This window comes from Bradyrhizobium sp. WYCCWR 12699, from assembly GCF_032144035.1.
Lineage (GTDB): Bacteria > Pseudomonadota > Alphaproteobacteria > Rhizobiales > Xanthobacteraceae > Bradyrhizobium.
Window position 1 is genome coordinate 1,206,517 of sequence record NZ_JAVTJN010000039.1, and the last position, 17,937, is coordinate 1,224,453.

Annotated in this window: 14 protein-coding genes and 1 pseudogene; 5 read left to right on the forward strand and 10 right to left on the reverse strand. The window is 64.7% G+C overall.

The features are described from left to right. Positions 1-210 precede the first annotated feature (210 nt). Together RPS27_RS36300 and RPS27_RS36305 are read right to left on the reverse strand one after the other, a co-directional pair. A complete protein-coding gene (locus tag RPS27_RS36300; RefSeq protein ID WP_211417866.1) occupies positions 211-636 on the reverse strand; it encodes an HPP family protein in 426 nt (141 codons plus the stop codon). A gap of 33 nt (positions 637-669) precedes the next feature. Continuing rightward, entirely contained in the window at positions 670-1,503 is an 834-nt protein-coding gene (locus RPS27_RS36305) for a universal stress protein (protein WP_212065384.1), read from the reverse strand. Positions 1,504-1,701: 198 nt separating this feature from the next. Between RPS27_RS36305 and fixL the strand changes: the two genes are divergently transcribed. The 4 genes from fixL (at position 1,702) to RPS27_RS36325 (ending at position 5,101) form a co-directional block, all read left to right on the forward strand. Next, positions 1,702-3,219, forward strand: coding sequence for a sensor protein FixL (gene fixL / locus RPS27_RS36310; protein WP_211417868.1), 1,518 nt, complete (start codon positions 1,702-1,704; stop codon positions 3,217-3,219). A 2-nt stretch (positions 3,220-3,221) separates the two neighbouring features. Continuing rightward, entirely contained in the window at positions 3,222-3,839 is a 618-nt protein-coding gene (gene fixJ, locus RPS27_RS36315; protein WP_211417869.1) for a response regulator FixJ, read from the forward strand. A 43-nt stretch (positions 3,840-3,882) separates the two neighbouring features. Beyond that, entirely contained in the window at positions 3,883-4,299 is a 417-nt protein-coding gene (locus RPS27_RS36320) for a response regulator (RefSeq protein WP_211417870.1), read from the forward strand. Between the two features lie 103 nt (positions 4,300-4,402). Further along, the gene (locus tag RPS27_RS36325) at positions 4,403-5,101 is read left to right on the forward strand and encodes a helix-turn-helix domain-containing protein (protein WP_194406874.1); all 699 of its coding nucleotides are present in this window, start codon (positions 4,403-4,405) and stop codon (positions 5,099-5,101) included. A gap of 72 nt (positions 5,102-5,173) precedes the next feature. On the opposite strand, the gene RPS27_RS36330 is transcribed toward RPS27_RS36325, so the two are convergent. From RPS27_RS36330 to RPS27_RS36345, 4 genes are read right to left on the reverse strand one after another with little or no spacing between them, the layout of a single operon-like run. Next, positions 5,174-6,460, reverse strand: a complete 1,287-nt coding sequence (locus RPS27_RS36330) for an MFS transporter (protein ID WP_212065385.1) — start codon at positions 6,458-6,460, stop codon at positions 5,174-5,176. Positions 6,461-6,483: 23 nt separating this feature from the next. Then, the gene (locus RPS27_RS36335; protein ID WP_211417872.1) at positions 6,484-6,996 is read right to left on the reverse strand and encodes a PRC-barrel domain-containing protein; all 513 of its coding nucleotides are present in this window, start codon (positions 6,994-6,996) and stop codon (positions 6,484-6,486) included. A 20-nt stretch (positions 6,997-7,016) separates the two neighbouring features. Next, positions 7,017-9,221, reverse strand: a complete 2,205-nt coding sequence (locus RPS27_RS36340; RefSeq protein ID WP_212065386.1) for an amylo-alpha-1,6-glucosidase — start codon at positions 9,219-9,221, stop codon at positions 7,017-7,019. Between the two features lie 59 nt (positions 9,222-9,280). Continuing rightward, a complete protein-coding gene (locus RPS27_RS36345; RefSeq protein ID WP_212065387.1) occupies positions 9,281-11,044 on the reverse strand; it encodes an ABC transporter ATP-binding protein in 1,764 nt (587 codons plus the stop codon). Positions 11,045-11,317: 273 nt separating this feature from the next. Here RPS27_RS36345 and RPS27_RS36350 point away from each other — a divergent pair, with 273 nt between their 5' ends. Beyond that, positions 11,318-12,388 (forward strand): glycosyltransferase family 4 protein, encoded by a 1,071-nt coding sequence (locus RPS27_RS36350; protein ID WP_212065388.1) that lies wholly within the window; start codon positions 11,318-11,320, stop codon positions 12,386-12,388. 63 nt (positions 12,389-12,451) lie between these two features. Here the strand turns inward: RPS27_RS36350 and RPS27_RS36355 are convergent, their stop codons facing one another. The 4 genes and pseudogenes from RPS27_RS36355 to RPS27_RS36370 form a co-directional block, all read right to left on the reverse strand. Beyond that, positions 12,452-14,380, reverse strand: a complete 1,929-nt coding sequence (locus RPS27_RS36355; protein WP_212065389.1) for an alkyl/aryl-sulfatase — start codon at positions 14,378-14,380, stop codon at positions 12,452-12,454. A 261-nt stretch (positions 14,381-14,641) separates the two neighbouring features. After that, a complete protein-coding gene (locus RPS27_RS36360; RefSeq protein WP_249131519.1) occupies positions 14,642-15,922 on the reverse strand; it encodes a TRAP transporter large permease in 1,281 nt (426 codons plus the stop codon). Positions 15,923-16,144: 222 nt separating this feature from the next. Beyond that, positions 16,145-16,618, reverse strand: a pseudogene (locus RPS27_RS36365) (TRAP transporter small permease); the annotation flags it as partial. 153 nt (positions 16,619-16,771) lie between these two features. Next, positions 16,772-17,773, reverse strand: a complete 1,002-nt coding sequence (locus RPS27_RS36370; RefSeq protein ID WP_212065390.1) for a DctP family TRAP transporter solute-binding subunit — start codon at positions 17,771-17,773, stop codon at positions 16,772-16,774. Positions 17,774-17,937 lie beyond the last annotated feature (164 nt).

Here is a 17,937-nt window from a genome sequence, read left to right on the forward strand (position 1 = left end):
AAAGAACACAGCGCCAAAAACCACATCCGCCCTCACCGGGAATTGATTTCAATCAAGAGCAGCACTTAAGTTCTTCGGATCCGTCGACGATCTTGCCGGTTCCCTCGAATATCTCGACGCACGAGGACGCCGGCCCGGCGTGACACGCGAACGGAAGCCGCCTCCGTAAATTCCCGGAGGCGACGATGAATCTCGATCAGGGATGGTCCGTCAGTCCTGCGCCGTCGCCTTGAGTGCTGCGATGACGTCCTCGCGGGCGATGATTCCGACCAGCTTCTGCGCGCTGTCGAGCACGATGATGCTCCGGATGCGGTGTTCGACCATGATCTGGAGCACGCGCGTCAGGCGCGTGTCGGGACTGACATAGATGAACTCGGGCGTCATGACGTCGCCGACCTTGCGGCTCATCAGGTCGTGATAGCGCGGCAGCATCTGGCTCGGCGTGAAGGCGAAGCACTTCAGGATGTCGAATTTGGTGACGATTCCCACCACCTGTCCGTCGTCCACGACCGGATAGGAGTTGAAATCGTCGGTCTCGAACATCTCGCTGAGCTCGAGCAGATCACGGTCGCGCTGCACCGCCTTGACGTTGCGCGTCATGTAGCCGTCGACGGTCTGTTCAAGAAATCTGTACACGGCGCGTCTCCTCGATTCGATTCCGGCCGGCCGTCAGTGCGACAGCAGCACGATGCGGGCGGTCTGCGTGACCAGATACTGGGTGACGCCTCCCAGGATCAGTTCGCGAAACCTCGAATGACCATAAGCGCCCGCAACGATCAGGCCGGCATCGACGTCGCCCGCGACTTGCTCCAGTTGCGCGGCGGCGGTCTCGTTCCGGGCGCCCTCGCAGATGCGCGCCGTCGCGGTGACGCCGTGACGGGCGAGCCAGGCGGCCACGTCGGTGACGCCGGCCGTCACGACCGAACGGTCGTCGTCGCGCTCCGGAATTGTGGCGATGGTGACGTCCCTCGCCTTGCGCAGCATCGGCAGCGCATCGGCCACCGCCCGCCGCGCCTCCGGCGTGTCCTTCCACGCCACCAGCACGCTGCGCAGATCGAGCCAGTTGGCCCGATCGGGGACGACGAGAAGCGGGCGACCGGCCTGCATCACCAGATCCTTGGGACTTGCGAGCGCGAACGCGTCGGAGAAGGCCGGGCTCTGCCCGCCGCTGACGACGATGTCGGCGCAGCGCGCCTGCGCCAGGGCGAATCGCGCCGGAAAGTCCATGGCGCTGCGCCACTCCGCATGTCCGCCACGATTCCTGGTCGCCGCACGGAATTGCGCCTCGAGGCCGGCCAGCCGACCCTTGACCGAAGCTTCGCCGTCGTCGATCAGCGCTTGCGCCTCGGCGCCGTCGGTGAAATAGAGCGGCGGTGCAAACTGCGCCGCGGCGACCCCGACGATGGCAGCCTCGAATCGTTCAGCAAGCTCACCGGCGACCTGAAGACGCGCTTCGTTGGGCTGATCGAGCGCCAGGGTGACCATCACCGTCGCGTATGTCATCGGAATTCTCCAGTGCAAAGACTTGGGTGAAGCTTACGCCTGCCTCCGCACATGGAGATGAGATAGATCAAGGAGGCCGCCGACGCCCGGCTTGCCGTCAACGGGCGGGCAACAGAACTTGCCTCCGGCCCGGCCTTGGGCGACATTAGGCGAGCGGTAATCCCGTCCGGGACCGCCGCGTCAGGACAGGAGCATCATTTGTCGCCGACCCGCGTAACGCACTCGCAGGACGACGGTCGGGGCGAACGCTTTCGCGTTCGGATCGAGGGCTTTGGCGTCGGCACCTGGGATCTCGACCTCGCGACACGGGAATTGGACTGGTCCGACACCGCCAGGGCCTTGCTCGGCATCGAGCGGGATCAACCGGCGACCTACGATCTCTTCCTGTCGCGGCTTCAACCCACGGACAGAGAGCGGGTCGAGAGCGCAATCAAGCGGGTTTCCGAGCGTGGCGGCAGCTTCGACGTGTCCTTCAGGGTCACGAACGCCTCCGGCAGCGGGCAGTGGATCCGCGCCCGGGCCGGGGTTATCAGGGACGACGCAGGGACCGCCCGGCATCTCACCGGCATCTTTCTCGACATCGACGAGGAAAAGCAGGTCGAGGAGGCGCTCCGCACGCGCGAGACCCACCTCCGCTCCATTCTCCATACCATTCCTGACGCCATGATCGTGATCGACGGCCATGGCATCATGCAGCTTTTCAGCACGGCCGCGGAGCGCCTGTTCGGCTGGTCCGAGCACGAGGCGATCGGCCAGAATGTCAACATCCTGATGCCGGAGCCCGATCGCACCCGGCACGACAGCTACATCGCCCGTTACCGCACCACGAGCGATCCGCACATCATCGGCATCGGCCGCATCGTGACCGGCAAGCGCCGCGACGGCACGACTTTTCCGATGCACCTGTCGATCGGCGAGATGGAATCCGGCGGCGAGCCCTATTTCACGGGCTTCGTTCGCGACCTCACCGAGCATCAGCAGACCCAGGCCCGGCTCCAGGAATTGCAATCCGAGCTCGTCCACGTCTCCCGGCTGACCGCGATGGGCGAAATGGCCTCTGCGCTCGCCCACGAGCTCAACCAGCCGCTGGCGGCGATCAGCAATTACATGAAGGGGTCGCGGCGCCTTCTCGCCGGTAGCAGCGATCCCAACACGCCGAAGGTCGAAAACGCGCTGGATCGCGCGGCGGAGCAGGCCCTGCGCGCCGGCCAGATCATCCGGCGCCTGCGCGACTTCGTGTCCCGCGGCGAATCGGAGAAGCGGGTCGAGAGCCTGTCAAAGCTGATCGAGGAGGCCGGCGCGCTCGGGCTCGCGGGCGCGCGCGAGCAGAACGTGCAGCTCCGCTTCAGCCTCGATCCCGACGCCGATCTCGTGCTCGCCGACCGGGTGCAGATCCAGCAGGTGCTGGTCAATTTGTTCCGCAACGCGCTGGAGGCGATGGCGCAGTCGCCGCGCCGCGAGCTCGTCGTCGCCAACACCCGCGTTGCCGACGACATGATCGAGGTGGAGGTCTCCGATACCGGCTCCGGCTTCCGGGACGACGTCATTCCAAATCTATTCCAGACCTTCTTCACCACCAAAGACACCGGCATGGGCGTGGGGCTCTCCATCAGCCGCTCGATCATCGAAGCTCACGGCGGCCGCATGTGGGCCGAGAGTAACGCAGCGGGCGGAGCGACATTCCGCTTCACCTTGCCGGCAACCGACGAAAGCTGATCATGACGACCAAGGGACACGTCTACGTCATCGACGACGACGCAGCGATGCGCGATTCACTGAATTTCCTGCTGGATTCCGCGGGTTTCGACGTCACTCTGTTTGATGACGCACTCGCCTTTCTCGATGCCCTGCCCGGCCTCGGCTTCGGCTGCGTTCTCTCCGACGTGCGCATGCCCGGCCTCGACGGGATCGAGCTGCTCAAGCGGATGAAGGCGCAGCAAAGCGCGTTCCCGATCCTGATCATGACCGGTCATGGCGACGTGCCGCTCGCGGTCGAGGCGATGAAGCTCGGGGCGGTCGACTTCCTGGAAAAACCGTTCGATGACGACCGCCTCACCGCCATGATCGAATCGGCGATCCGCCAGGCCGAGCCTGCCGCCAAGAACGAAGCCGTCGCGCAGGACATCGCCGCCCGCGTCGCGTCCTTGAGCCCCAGGGAACGCCAGGTCATGGAAGGTCTGATTGCGGGCCTCTCCAACAAGCTGATCGCGCGCGAATACGACATCAGCCCGCGCACCATCGAGGTCTACCGGGCCAATGTCATGACCAAGATGCAGGCCAACAGCCTTTCGGAACTGGTCCGGCTGGCGATGCGCGCGGGCATGCTCAACGATTGAGGCAGGTCAAGGCACCTTCCCGGCGCAATGCTAGCCAGACATCATGATCGAGGTCAGCTCACATCCTGCGCGGCCGTCATCCCCCGCACGACCCACCGTCTTTGTGGTCGACGATGACGCCGCCGTCCTGGGATCCCTACGGTTCCTGCTGGAGACCGACGGCTTTGCCGTGCGGACCTTCAGGAGTGGCACGGCGCTGCTCAACATCGGCAGCACGGCAGGACCGGACTGTTACGTCATCGACTACAAGATGCCGGACATCAATGGCATCGAGTTGGCCGGCCGCTTGCGCAAATCGGACCGCCATGTGCCCGTGATCCTGATCACCGGCTACCCCGACGAGAACATCTCGGCCCGGGCTGCGATGGCGGGCATCAAAGACGTGGTTTTGAAGCCGCTTCTCGACGAAAACCTGGTCAAGTGCATCCGCCACGCCATCCAGGACCATCCCCGCGCCTGACCTACGGGATTCTACGTAAGGCGCCCCCCTTAAGATATCGATCGAAATTTTCGAAGCGCCGGATACCGCGTACCAAAGCGCCATCACAACGGAGATGGCGAAGATGCTGACCCAGACGATCAACACCCCGGCGATCAACACCCAGATTATCGGCAAGGCTGCTCCCGCCCATCCCGTCACCGACCAGTTCGGCGCCATCACCGGCCATGTCGGTCTGGTCGCGACCGAATTCTCCTACCGCAAGGACGAGGAGATCTATGGCGAGGACGAGCCGGCCGAATATGTCTACCAGGTCGTCTCCGGCGCAGTGAGCAGCTACAAGCTGCTTTCCGACGGCCGCCGCCAGATCGGCGCCTTCCATCTTCCCGGCGACGTGTTCGGCCTCGAATCCGGTCCCGCGCACCGCCTTGCTGCCGAAGCCATCATCGACACCACCGTGCGCCTCGTGAAGCGCGCCAGCCTCGAGAAGGCTGCAGGCACCGACGTCCAGGTTGCCCGCAAGCTCTGGGCGATGACGGCTGGCGAGCTGCGCCATGCCGAGGACCACATGCTGCTGCTGGGCCGCAAGACCGCGATGGAGCGCGTTGCGACCTTCCTGCTCGAAATGGACCGCCGCCTCGCCGTTGCCGGCATGATGGCGCTGCCGATGTGCCGCCGGGACATCGGCGATTATCTCGGTCTCACCCTTGAAACCGTGTCGCGCGCGCTGTCACAGCTTCACACCCAGGGCATCCTGGGCTTCTCCGGCGCCCGCCAGATCGTGCTGCGCAACCGTCAGCGCCTGCAACATCTCGACGCCTGATCCTAGCTTTCCTCCTCCCTACAACTTGGCCGGCCGAACTCGTTTCGGCCGGCCATTTTCTTGAGGCGGCGATCATGCCGTGCGCCGCGTCTCCGGCATCACGAAGAGAATCAGCAACAGCCCCGTCGCGGCAACGCCGGACAACCCGATGAAGGCGGTCGCGTTGCCGAACTTGTCGCTGACATAGCCGCCGAGCACTGTGCTCAGGGACGCACCGATGCCGGTCGCGGTGCCGACGATACCCTGGGCCAGGTTGAAATGGCCGCTGCCGAAGGCGACGTCTGCCACGATCAGCGGAATCATCACCGCGAACACCGCCGCGGTGATGCCGTCGAACACCTGCACCGCGACCAGCAGATATGGATCGCGCACGGTCGCAAACAGCAAGCCGCGAATCATCAGCGCGCCGAAGCCGATCAGAAGTAGAGGCCGTCGGCCCCATGCCTGCGCCTTGCGGCCGACGGTTGGCGACAGCAGCGCCACGATCGCCTGCGGGACGACGATGCAAAAGGCGACAAGCACCGTCGCCCATTGCGCGGACCGCGCCGTCACGGCGCTTGCCATCAGCGGCATCATCGAGGCGTTGGCGAGTTGCAACAGCAGCACGCTGAGGGCGAAGATGATGAGCGGACGCTGCCGGATCAGGTGCCAGATGTTGGTGTCGCCGCGCACGGCTGCGTCAGCCGGCATCTCGCCATGACAGCGCCTGATGTCGACCTCATTCTCGCGGATGCGCGAAAGCGCGATCAGGGTCGGAATCGCGAGCAGGAAGGTCACCAGGAAAACCGAGCGGCTCGACAACAGATAGCCCGCGGTGCCCATCACCGCCGCCGCCACGCCGTTGCCGAGCGAGGCAAAGCGCGCATTGCGGCCGAGCCGCTCGCCGATCGCGAAGGGGCCGACGAGACCGAGGCTGATCGCCGCGATCGCCGGCCCCAGCACGCAGCTCGCCGCCGCGTGCAAGGTGGCCGCGGCCACCACGACGGGGAAGATCGGCATCGCGGCATAGGCCAGCGCGCAAGCGCCGATGGTCGCGATCGCAAGGGCGGCAACCAGTCGCTCCGATTTCGCGGCATCGATGATCGCCCCGCCCGGCATCTGCCCGATCAACGCGACGATGCCGCCGATCGACAGCACGAGACCGATCTCGACCTGGGTCCATTTCTGGGTGGTCAGATAGACCGCGATGAACGGACCGAATCCGGTCTGCACGTCGGCGAGGAAGAAGATGAACCAGTCGAGGCCACGCAGGCTCTGGCGCGACGGCGCCGGGGTGCTAGCGACCGATGGCGCGGCGACGTCGTCCTGTTCAACGCGGCCCTCGCGATCTGCATGGTTCGGCTTCCTCGACAACAGCACAGGCGGTCAGCCCTCCCCGCACCTCACTGGATTGCTTGCAGCGGTTGAAGGCTGCCGGACGCACCGAGCACGACGATCGGCGTGTCTTCCTTGTATTCCGGCGCGGCCGCGACCTGCGCCTTGGTCAATTCCAGCGTGATGCTGTCCTTCTTGTTGGCGATCTTGCCGAAGCGCAGCGCGTTCCAGTCCACCACGATCTTGCGGCTGCCGACGCCGAGAAAACCGCCGAAATCGATGGCTGCGGCGCGCACATGGCCGGTGCGATCGACGATGACGTCGACAATGCGGCCCATGTCCTCGCCGGCCGCACTGCGCACGTCGCGGCCGAGCACGCCATGGGCCTCGCTCGCGCCGATGATGGTCACCGACGGCGGCGGGGCGGCATCCTTCGGCGTGACCGGCACGGTCGAGGCCGGCGGTTGGGTCGCCGGCGCATTGGCCTCACTCGCGCTTGTGGGCGGTTCGTCCGCGGCGTGCGAGGTCGCGCCCGCCAGGCTCGCTACGATGGCTATGCCCAATATTCCGATCGCACGCATGACGCCCTCCATGCGCGCCGCTAGCGCGCCAGCACGATCGAGACCTGGATCTGGCCGCGCGTGCGCAACACCTCCAGCGCCACGTCGTCGCCATGGCGGCTGACGCGAAGATCGACGCTGGACTCGCCCAGACGCAGATCGCGCAGGATCACCTCGTTGAGGAACGCCGGCAGATGCGGGTTGCGCAGGCGAATCTCGCCACGCGCCACGTCGAACTCGATGCCAAGCGCCGCTTCCAGCAGCGTGAACGGCGTCGCGCTGGCCCAGGCCTGCGGCGCGCAGGCGACCGGATAGAGCGTCGGGCCGCGCCGCTTCTCGCGCCGGAAGCCGCAGAACAATTCGGGCAAACGGCGCAGGTCCATGTAGGTCGCCGCGTCGAACAGCCCCTTGAAGACGTGCGCCACCGAGTGCTTGAGGCCGTAGCGTGCGAGCCCGAGCGCGATCAGCGCGTTGTCGTGCGGCCAGATCGACCCGTCATGGTAGGACATCGGGTTGTAGCGCACTTCGCCCCGCGCGACGGTGCGGATGCCCCAACCCGAGAAGAAATGCGGCCGCATCAGATCGGCGGCGACGAGGCGGGCGCGGTCCTCGCGGATCATGCCGCTGAACAGCACCTGACCGGCATTCGAGGTCCGCACCTTGCAGGGCCGCTTCCTGCCGTCGAGGGCGAGCGCATAAGTGCCGAGCTCCTCGCACCAGAACGCCTTCTCGAAGCGTTCGGCCAGCGCCTTGGCGTCGGCCTCGAGCTTGCGCGCACGGTCCGGCTTGCCGAGCCGCAAGGCGCAACGCGCGGCGAGCTGCTTGGCGGCGTAGACGTAGCCCTGGACTTCGGCGAGCGCGATATTGCCTTCCGCGAGCTGGCCGTCGGCATGGAAGATCGCGTCATACGAATCCTTCCAGCCCTGGTTGGCCAGCCCCTTCTCGGTCGCGCGCTGGTATTCGACGAAGCCGTCCTTGTCAGGATCGCCCGGACCGTCGATCCAGGCCAGCCCCGCCTCGATCGCCGGCCATAGCTCGATCAAGGTCTTCTCGTCGCCGGTCCGTTCGAAATAGCTCCCGGCCAGCAGGACGAACAGCGCGGTCGAATCGACGCTGCCGTAATATTGCGCGAACGGCACCTCTCGCAGCGCCGCCATCTCTCCGCCGCGCATCTCATGCAGGATCTTGCCGGGCGCGGCATCGGCAAGCGGATCGACCGCCTTGGCCTGGAAATGCGCGAGCCGGCGCAGGACGCCCTTGGCGACGCGCGGATCGACCCACAGCATCTGCAGCGCGGTGATCAGGCCGTCGCGGCCGAACGTCGTGGAGTACCAGGGAATGCCGGCATAGGGATAACGCCCCTGCGGCGTCTCCGTCATCAGCATGTTGAGGTCGGCCATGGCCTGGCACAGCACCTCGTTGAAGATGTTGTTGGAGGTTTCGAAGCTGGCGGCGCCCATCGTGGACTGGCGCATCTCGCGGCGGTGGGCGAGTAAGCCCCTGAAAAAGCGCGCGGGCTTCTCCGCGACCGGCCGGTTGCAGGATACGGCCACGAACAGCGATTTCGATTCGTGAGGGTCCAGTTCGAGCTGCCAGGTCGCCGCGTTCACCGACAGCCGCGTCGGACGCGGGTCGAAATGCAGCCCCGTGGTGCGCTCAGTGTCATCGAGACCGCGATACTCGAACAGCACGTCGGTCGGCCCGAGCAGTCTGCTCGTGCCGGTCCCGCGGCGCGGCCTGCGCTCGCCGCGCACCTCGAACAGGTCGGCAAAATCGTTGTCGAACAGCAGCGTCAGCTCGAAGCTGGCGCGCCGCTCGCCATGGTTCTGCACACCGATGCGCTGATAGGCGGTGCCGCGCCACAGGAAGATCGTGCGCACGATGTGCAGCAGATCCTTCTGCAAGACCAGGCTGTCTCCCCGGTAAATGTCCGGATTGGTCAGATCGATGGTCAATGCCGAATTGTCGTCGCGCAGGTTGGAGCCGAGCAGCAGCGGCTGGAGATCGTCGAGCACCAGCTCTAGCCGCGCCAGATAGCGAGTATCGTGATGGAACAGGCCATCCGGCCCGCCGGCCGACGCGCCGATGTCGCCATGGCTGTCGAGCACGATGAACATGTCGTCGTGCTTGAGGGACCGCCGCGGCCGTGCCGAGGGCCCCGTCATTGGAATATAGAAGGGTTGCTCCGCGACCTGTTCCGAGGTCCGCGTTACGGAGACGAGTTGGGTTACGGCTTCAGCCGACATGAGCAGCTCCCCTGCGCTTGTTTTGAAACGCGACCGACTCGATAACGCGACTGTTGGCTTTACGCGGCGGCTTGCGCGAGCCGGCTCATTTCCTGCGTGACCAGTTCACGATAGGGGCCATGACCCTGCATGAGGCGCTCGGGCGATCCGTCTTCGATGATCTTACCATTTCTCAGCACGACAACGCGATCGAAATTGCGCAGCGTCGCCAGCCGGTGCGCGATCGCGATCACGGTGCGGCCGCGCATCAGGCGCGACAGCGCCTCGCGGATGGCCTCCTCGGACTCGCTGTCGAGCGCCGCGGTGGCCTCGTCCAGCAGCAGGATCGGCGCGTCCTTCAGGAAGGCGCGCGCGATCGCGATGCGCTGGCGCTGACCCCCGGACATCTTGACGCCGCGGTCGCCGACCATGGTGTCGAGGCCTTCGGGCAGGCTGTCGATGAAATCGCAGCGCGCCGCGATCGCCGCGCGCAGCACCTCGTCGTCGGTGGCATTCGGCCGGCCGTAGCGGATGTTCTCGCGGATCGAGCGATGGAACAGCGAGATGTCCTGCGGCACGACGGAGATCGCCTCGCGCAGGCTCTGCTGCGTGACCTTGGAGATGTCCTGGCCGTCGATGGTGATGCTGCCATCGTCGGTATCGTAGAAGCGCTGCAGCAGCGTGAACAGCGTCGACTTGCCGCCACCGGACTGGCCGACCAGGCCGACCCGCTGGCCGGGCTGAAGCCGCAGGCTGAAGCGCTCGAAAATCTTGTCGCCGCCGGGATAACCGAAGGTGACGTTATTGTATGCGATCGCGGCGCCGCTCTTGACGAGAGGTTCCGCCTCGGGGTGGTCGCGCAATTCGTGAGGCACCAGCAGCGTAGCGATCGCCTCGGTCAGCCGCGCGACGTGCTGGGTGACATCGACCAGCGCAACCGCGAGATCGCGCGTCGCGCTCAGGATGGAGATACCGAGCGTACAAACCAACACGACGTCACCGGTGGTCGCCTCGCTCTTCTGCCAGAGCGTGATGGCCCAGGCCATCAATGCGATCGTCAGAACCACAGTCACTGCGGCGTGCAGCAGCCGCAGTTTCTCGAGGTATCGCAGGCTGCGGCTCCGCGCCGTCAGTTCGCGGTTCACGGTCGCGTCGAACCGCTCATGCTCATGGCCGATGCCGCAGAAGGCGCGGACCAGCGGCATGTTGCTGATGACGTCGATCATCTCGCCGTCGACCGCGGCGGCCTTGTCGGCGAAGTCGTCATGCAGCGGTTTGCCGGCGGCGGCGAGGCGGAACATCGCGAGGACCATGCCGCCGGCGATCACGCTCAGGCCGAGCGCCATGTAAGGACTGACGGTTCCAATCAAGGCGATTGCCGCAACTGTGGCAATGCACGGCGGCAGCACGTTCCAGACGAACATGTTCTCGACCGTGAACACCGCGTTCGACGTCGCCGTGATGCGGCTCGTCAGCATGCCGGGCATGCGGTCGGAGAAGTAGCTCGGCGCGTGCCCGGTCAGATGACGAAATATGTCACGGCGTAAATCACCCGTGACCCGAACGAAGGTGAAGCTCGCCGTCCAGCTCGCAATTCGCCACAGGAAATTGTCGGCGGCGATCAGCGACATGAGTAAAATGAATGCCAGCCATACGCCACCGTTCTGCGACGGGCCAGCAGACAAGGCGTCGACCAGGGATTTGACCCCGTATTGCGTGCCTACGGAGCAGGCAACCGCTGCAACGACCGCGGTCAGGATCACCAGATGCGACGCCATTCGCATCCGAAGATAGCGCAAGACGAAGGCAAATGGTCTGCGCGCGTATCCAGAAAGATGATCCATGTGGCTATCGCCCCGTTATGCTTGGTTTTCGTTTGTTACTGATCGACTGAACATCGACCTCTTCGCCTCGGTTCCCGGGCCGGGCGATCACGACATGCGGATGCGGACGATCTGAGAAGATGTCGTGGCAGCATCGAGACGCTCCGCGGACGTGTCGAATAAGTAACGTTCGCAGGGAGGAACTTCGCAACTGCGGGAACGTTCCCTTGTCTGGCATGCCGGTGCCGTACTGGCGGGGGTTTCAACTTTCATGATCGCAGAGGAGATGGTGAGATGCGCATCGCGCAGGTAGCTCCGTTGACGGAGGCTGTTCCACCCAAGCTGTATGGCGGCACCGAGCGGGTGGTGCATTGGTTGACGGAGGAGTTGGTAGCGCTTGGTCACGACGTGACGCTGTTCGCCAGCGGCGATTCCCAGACCTCAGCCAAGCTGGATGCGCTGTGGCCGAAGGCCCTTCGTCTCGACGGTTCCGTGCGCGATCCCAATGCGTTGCACATGGTGCTGCTGGAGCGCGTGCGGCAGAAATGTGACGACGAGGAATTCGACTTCCTCCACTTCCATCTCGACTATTATCCCTGGTCGTTGTTCCACCGGCAGCCGACGCCGTTCCTGACCACGCTGCACGGCCGGCTCGATCTGCCGGAGCATCAGCCGGTCTTCAACACCTTCTCCAAGATGCCCGTCATCTCGATCTCCAACGCGCAGCGGCGGCCGGTGCCGCAGGCGAACTGGGTGACGACGATTCATCACGGCCTTCCGGAGAACCTGCTGACGCCGAAGCCGGCGAAACAGGAATATCTCGCCGTGCTCGGCCGCATCGCGCCCGAGAAGGGCGTCGACCGCGCCATCAAGATCGCGACTCATTGCGGCATTCCGCTGAAGATCGCGGCCAAGGTCGATCGCGCCGACCAGGATTACTACGACGAACTGATCCGGCCGATGATCGAGAACAACCCGCTGGTGGAGTTCATCGGCGAGATCAGCGATCACGAGAAGTCGGATTTCCTGAGCGGTGCGCTCGGGCTTCTGCTGCCGATCGACTGGCCGGAGCCGTTTGGTCTCGTGATGATCGAAGCCATGGCCTGCGGAACGCCGGTCATCGCCTTCAACCGCGGCTCGGTGCCTGAAATCATCGACGACGGGCTGACCGGCTTCATCGTCGAGGACGTGCTCAGCGCCGCCGGTGTCGTCAGCCGCCTCGCGCAACTCGACCGCGCCGCGATCCGCAAGCAGTTCGAGACGCGCTTCACCGCGCGGCGCATGGCGCTCGACTATCTCGCGGCCTACCGTAGCCTCGCCGAAAAACAGGCGCCGCGGATCAAGCTGGTGAGCAGCGCGGAGTAGCGCTGAGGCACTTGCTACTCTCGTGTCCCGGACGCGCTGCGCTGCGCCCGGGACACGAGCCCTCTACACCACCACCGTCCGCTTCGGCTCGACGATCTCGAACATCCTTGGAAACTCGTCCATCAGGCCCATCAGCTCGGCAAGCTTCATCGGATTGCCCGCGAGCTGGACCTTGCCGGCGGCGACGGCTTCCGGAAAGCTCGTCAGCTTGGCGATCACCTCGTCGAGCGTTGCGCGCGCCAGCGTGAAGCTGGCATCGGCGCCTTCCGCCTGCACGCCCTCGGTGTAAGTCAGCGCGCAATTCTCCAGATTCAGCACGAAGCTCTCGCCGGTGTCGGAAAAGCGCCAGTTCAAGACGATGTGCTTGCCCTCCGCCTTGGGGCCGTTGAGGCGGATACCCAGGACGTCCCAGAGCTGCGAGGTGCGCAGCGCGGCCAGCGTCTCGCGTGGCATCGGCGGACGCGCCGGCACCTTCGGCATGCCCTGCCGCAACTCCTGCGCGCCGAACAGATAGGCGTTGCGCCAGGTCGCGCTTTCGGCGGCGTAGCCGAGCTGCTCCAGCGTATCGGCAAGCAGATCGCGCGCCGCCGTGTTATCCGGTTCGGCGAAGACGAGATGGCCGAGCACCTGGGCGACGAAGCGGAATTCACCCTTGTCGAAATCGGTACGCGCCCGCGCCAGAATGGCCTCGGCGCCGCCCATATACGCAACATATTTCCTGCCTGACTCGACCGGCGGCAGCGGATCGAGATTGACCGGATTGGCGTCGTACCAGCCGAGATATTTCTGGTAGATCGCCTTCACATTGTGGCGGATGTGGCCGTAATAGCCGCGCCCGTGCCAGGCCCCCTCCAGGCTCTTCGGCAAGCGGATGGTCTCGGCGATCTCGGCGGCGTTGAGGCCGTGGTTCATCAGGCGGATGGTCTGGTCATGCGCGAATTTGTAGAGGTCGCGCTGCTGCCTGATCATCGTGCCGATGCGCTCGCGCCCCCACACCGGCCAGTGATGCTGGCCGCACATCGCCTCCGCCTTGCCGTCCCACAATTGCAGGGCCTCACCCAGATATTTCGACCAGGCCAGGGCGTCGCGCACGTCGGCACCGCGGAACGGCAGCAGATTGTGAAAATTATGCGTGCAGTTCTCGGCGAGGTTCAAAACCTTGTAGCGCGGGATGAAGAAATGCATCTCCGCCGGCGCTTCGCTGTTCGGCGCCATCTGGAATTCGAACGCGACGCCATCGATCACACGCGTATCGCCGGTCGCCATGATCAGGTCGGTCGGCCGCAGCAGCGCGACTGATCCTGCCGCCATCGACTTGCCGAGCCCGCAATCGACCTGTCCCCGCGCGCCCTTGGCGAGCAGCGAGCCGAACTGATACTGCGCCCGGCGCAGCATCGCCGGCCCCGCAATGATGTTCTCGGAAACGGCATGCTCCATGAACAGATTCGGCGCGATGATCGGCACGCGGCCACTTGCCAGCGCATCCTCCTCCAGCACGCCGCGCGCGCCGCCCCAATGGTCGGTGTGCGTGTGCGTGAAGATGACGGCCGCAACAGGCTTCACCCCCCGATGCCTGAAATAGAGATCGAGCGCGGCGCGCGCGCCCTCGATCGAGGTCAGGGTGTCCACGACGATGACGCCGCTGTCGCCCTCGATCAGCGTCATGTTGGCGATGTCGAGCCCGCGCACCTGGTAGACGCCGGGCACGACCTCGAACAGGCCGTGCTGCATGTTGAGACGCGACTGCCGCCACAGGCTCGGATTGACCGTGGGCGGCGCCTCTTCATTGGACAGGAAGCCGTAAGGCTGCAGGCTCCAGACCGTCCGCCCTTGCGGGTTCGTGATCGCTGCGTTCTCGACCGTGCCGAGGAAGCCGCGCGCGGCATCGTCGAAATCCTGCGTGTCGGAAAACGGCAGCGCGTTCAGCATCGCGTTCTGCTGCGCGATGACGGAAGGTGTCGCGTCCTTCGGCTCGCCGCTGCGTTCAGTCATGCTGGCATCCTCCCGGCTTGTCGCGCGGCATCTAACCGCATCTGGCGGATGATTGCCATTGCCGGCGGAAGGCGAAAGCAGCGAGGCAAGGGCGGTGCCCTCATCCTTCTCCCCTTGCGGGAGAAGGTGGCGCGAAGCGCCGGATCAGGGGTATGTCTCCACCCGCAACACTTTTCGTGGAGGATAGATACCCCTCACCCGTCTCGCCGCTATGCGGCGAGCCCCCCTCCCACAAGGAGAAAGGGGGCACCGTGCGCGCAGTTACATCCCCAGCAGCCGCGGCAGCCACAGCGACAAGCCGGGCCAATACGTCACCACCACGAGGAATCCCAGCATCGTCAGCAGCCACGGCCACACCGCGACCGTGAGTTCGGTAATCCCCATCTTGGCGATGCCCGAGGCGACGTAGAGGTTGAGGCCGACAGGCGGATGGCACAGGCCGACCTCCATGTTGACCGTCATCAGGATCCCGAAATGAATGGGATCGATGCCAAGCTTGATCGCGACCGGGAACAGGATCGGCGCCATGATCAGGATGATCGAGGACGGCTCCATCACGTTGCCCGCCACCAGCAGCAGCAGGTTGACGAGCAGCAGGAAGCCGATCCACCCCAGGCCCTGGTCGATCATCCATTGCGCGAGCGCCTGCGGCACGTTCTCGTAGGTCATCAGGAACGAGAACAGCACGGCGTTGGTGATGATGTAGAGCAGCATCGCCGACAGGTTCGCCGATGACAGCAGCACCCGCGGCACGTCGCGCAGCTTCAAATCCTTGTAGATGAACACCGCGACGATGAAGGCATAGACCGCGCTGACGGCGGCGGCTTCGGTCGGCGTGAACAGGCCGCTGTAGATGCCGCCGATCACGATCACGATCAGCAGGATGCCCCAGATCGACTTGCGGAAGGCATCGAGGCGCTCGAGGAAGGTGGCCTTTCGCATCCGCGGATAGTCGTTGCGCCAAGCGCGATAGAACGTCGTCATGCCAAGCAGCGTGGCAAGCACAAGCCCCGGCACGATGCCGGCGATGAACAGCTTGCCCACCGAGCTGTTGGTGGAGACGGCGTAGAGCACCATCGGGATCGACGGCGGAATGAGGATTCCGAGCGAGCCCGACGTCGTGATCACGCCCGCGCCGAATCGCTTCGGGAAGCCCTGCGCGACCATCGCCGGCAGGATCACCGAGCCGATCGCCACCACGGTCGCCGGCGAGGAGCCGGAGATCGCTGCGAACAGCGCGCAGGCCACCACGCCCGACAAAGCGAGACCGCCGTACCAATGGCCGACCAGCGAGGTCGCGAAGGTGATCATCCGCCGCGCCACGCCGCCATGGGTCAGGAAGTTGCCGGCGAGGATGAAGAACGGGATCGCCATGATCTCGAAATTCTCGATGCCGGTGAACAGCTTCAGCGCCACCGATTCCGTTCGCACATCGGTCAGCGTGAACATGAAGCTGAGCACGGTGAGACCCAGCGCGATCGAGATCGGCATGCCCGTGAGCATCAGGGAGAGCAGCAGCGCGAACACGATCGCGACGCGCAGGCCCTGCGGCAGGGTGATGATGTGGCCCGCATGCGCGAAGCAGATCGCGACGATCAGCACCGGCAGCAGCATCAGGATCCAGCCGAGCGGGCTGCGCTCGTCCCGGACCACTTGGGTGGGCGTGACCGGCGCCGGATGCACCGGGTCCACCTCGACGCCTTCGACGCCCGCCATGTCGTGATGCGGCAGCTCGCCGGTGTGGTAGAACGACCAGGCGACCTGCAGGAAACGGAAGCACATCAGGCCGGAGCCGAGCGGGATGGTGAGATACACCATCCACATCGGCGCTTCCAGATCGTTGGACTGCTGTCCGGTCTGCCACATCTGGCCGACGAAGGCGGCGCCGAAATAGGCGACGATGGCGGTGAAGAGCGCGCCGCACAACAGCCCGAAGGTGATGACGCGGCGGCGCGATCCGCCCGGAAGGATGTTGACGAGCACGTCGACGCCGACATGGATGCCGGTCCGCACGCCGTAAGCGGCGCCGAACTTCGCCATCCAGATGAACATGTAGATGCAGAGCTCCTGCGCCCAGGACAGATCGAGCGCGGCCAGCCACACGAACGCCGCGCGCGCCGGGACGGACAGGAAAGCCAGGTTGCGGGCTTCCGCCCATTTGGCGATGTCGATCGACAGCCCAGCGCCGTAACGATGCAGCACGGCGACGAAGATCAGCGACGTCGCAGCCGCGATCATCGTCGCGATCAGCCACTCCTCGAGATGATCGAGAAAACGATTCAGCACACGCAGCAACTTGGTCCCCCAGCATCGGCTCGTCGTTCAAGAGCGAAACGGCCGGGAGTGCGATCACCCCCGACCGTTGGTGTTGTTCTTATTGGGCCGCGGCCGTCAGTTCATCTTGACGTCGAGTTCCTTGGCGACGAGATCGAGCACCTCCTGCCCGACCCTGCCCTTGGCCCATTTATAGGTCGGCTGCATTGCCTCCTGCCAGGCCTTGCGATCGGCGTCGGTGAGGTAGTGCAGATTGGTCTTGCCCGTCTTCTTGATCTCGGCCAGCGCGTCCTCGTTCTCCTGGCGCGCGATCGAGTTGGTGTAGTCGGACGCCTCGGCCATCGCCTTGTCGAGCTGGGTGCGGATATCGGGCGGCAAGCCCGACCAGAACTTCGAATTGACGATGACGGCGTATTGCAGATGGGCGTGATAGGACACGGTGATGTCCTTCTGAACCTCGTAGAACTTCTGCGTCAGATAGTTGGACGCGGTGTTCTCGCAGCCGTCGACCACCCCGGTCTGCAGGGCCTGGTAGACTTCCGAGAACGCCATGATCTGCGGGATCGAGCCCATGATACGAAGATATTGGTCGGCGATCTTCGATCCGGAGATGCGGAATTTAAGACCCTGGAAATCCGTCGGCTTCAGCAAGGGACGATTGGAGGAGAGCATGTGGAAGCCGTTGTCCCAATAGGCAAGCCCGGTGATGCCCTTGGCCTCGAGCTTCTGGAACAGCCACTTGCCGAGCGTGCCCTTCATCGCGCTGGAATAGGTCTGGTCGTCCTTGAACAGCCACGGCAGGTCGAGTGCTTCGAACTCCTTGACGCCCAGCGGCGCGAATTTCGCGGTGGAGGGCGCGAGCATCTGCACCGAGCCGAGCTGCAGCGCCTCGATCTCCTCCTTGTCCTTGTAGAGCGTGGAGTTCGGATAGACTTCGACCTTGACCTTGCCGTCGGTGTATTTCTCGGCAAGCTCCTTGAATTTCAGCGCGCCCTTCCCCTTTGGGGTGTCGTTGGCGACGACGTGACTGAACTTGATGACGATCGGATTTTGGGCCTGCGCAACGGCAGGGGCCAGAACCAACGCGGCCGCAGCGACCGCGAGAAGCAGTTTGCGCATGAAGACCTCCCCAACAACTTCGAAGACCGGGTTCTTTTTGTTTTACAGGTCAGTAGTGGCAGCAATCCGCAAGCCGAACAACTAGACCTAAGCCCAATTTGCCGCAGCCAAGCTAGCTTGACGGGTGCGGTCGGCGCAACCCGGCACGCGCGCCCGGCCTTCCG

What these genes read in the sequence shown, in the direction of transcription:
- RPS27_RS36305 (WP_212065384.1), bottom strand. Translation starts at nt 1,503, where the DNA reads ATGACATACGCGACGGTGATGGTCACCCTGGCGCTCGATCAGCCCAAC.
- fixJ (WP_211417869.1), top strand. Translation starts at nt 3,222, where the DNA reads ATGACGACCAAGGGACACGTCTACGTCATCGACGACGACGCAGCGATG.
- RPS27_RS36320 (WP_211417870.1), top strand. Translation starts at nt 3,883, where the DNA reads ATGATCGAGGTCAGCTCACATCCTGCGCGGCCGTCATCCCCCGCACGA.
- RPS27_RS36325 (WP_194406874.1), top strand. Translation starts at nt 4,403, where the DNA reads ATGCTGACCCAGACGATCAACACCCCGGCGATCAACACCCAGATTATC.
- RPS27_RS36335 (WP_211417872.1), bottom strand. Translation starts at nt 6,996, where the DNA reads ATGCGTGCGATCGGAATATTGGGCATAGCCATCGTAGCGAGCCTGGCG.
- RPS27_RS36340 (WP_212065386.1), bottom strand. Translation starts at nt 9,221, where the DNA reads ATGTCGGCTGAAGCCGTAACCCAACTCGTCTCCGTAACGCGGACCTCG.
- RPS27_RS36345 (WP_212065387.1), bottom strand. Translation starts at nt 11,044, where the DNA reads ATGGATCATCTTTCTGGATACGCGCGCAGACCATTTGCCTTCGTCTTG.
- RPS27_RS36350 (WP_212065388.1), top strand. Translation starts at nt 11,318, where the DNA reads ATGCGCATCGCGCAGGTAGCTCCGTTGACGGAGGCTGTTCCACCCAAG.
- RPS27_RS36355 (WP_212065389.1), bottom strand. Translation starts at nt 14,380, where the DNA reads ATGACTGAACGCAGCGGCGAGCCGAAGGACGCGACACCTTCCGTCATC.
- RPS27_RS36370 (WP_212065390.1), bottom strand. Translation starts at nt 17,773, where the DNA reads ATGCGCAAACTGCTTCTCGCGGTCGCTGCGGCCGCGTTGGTTCTGGCC.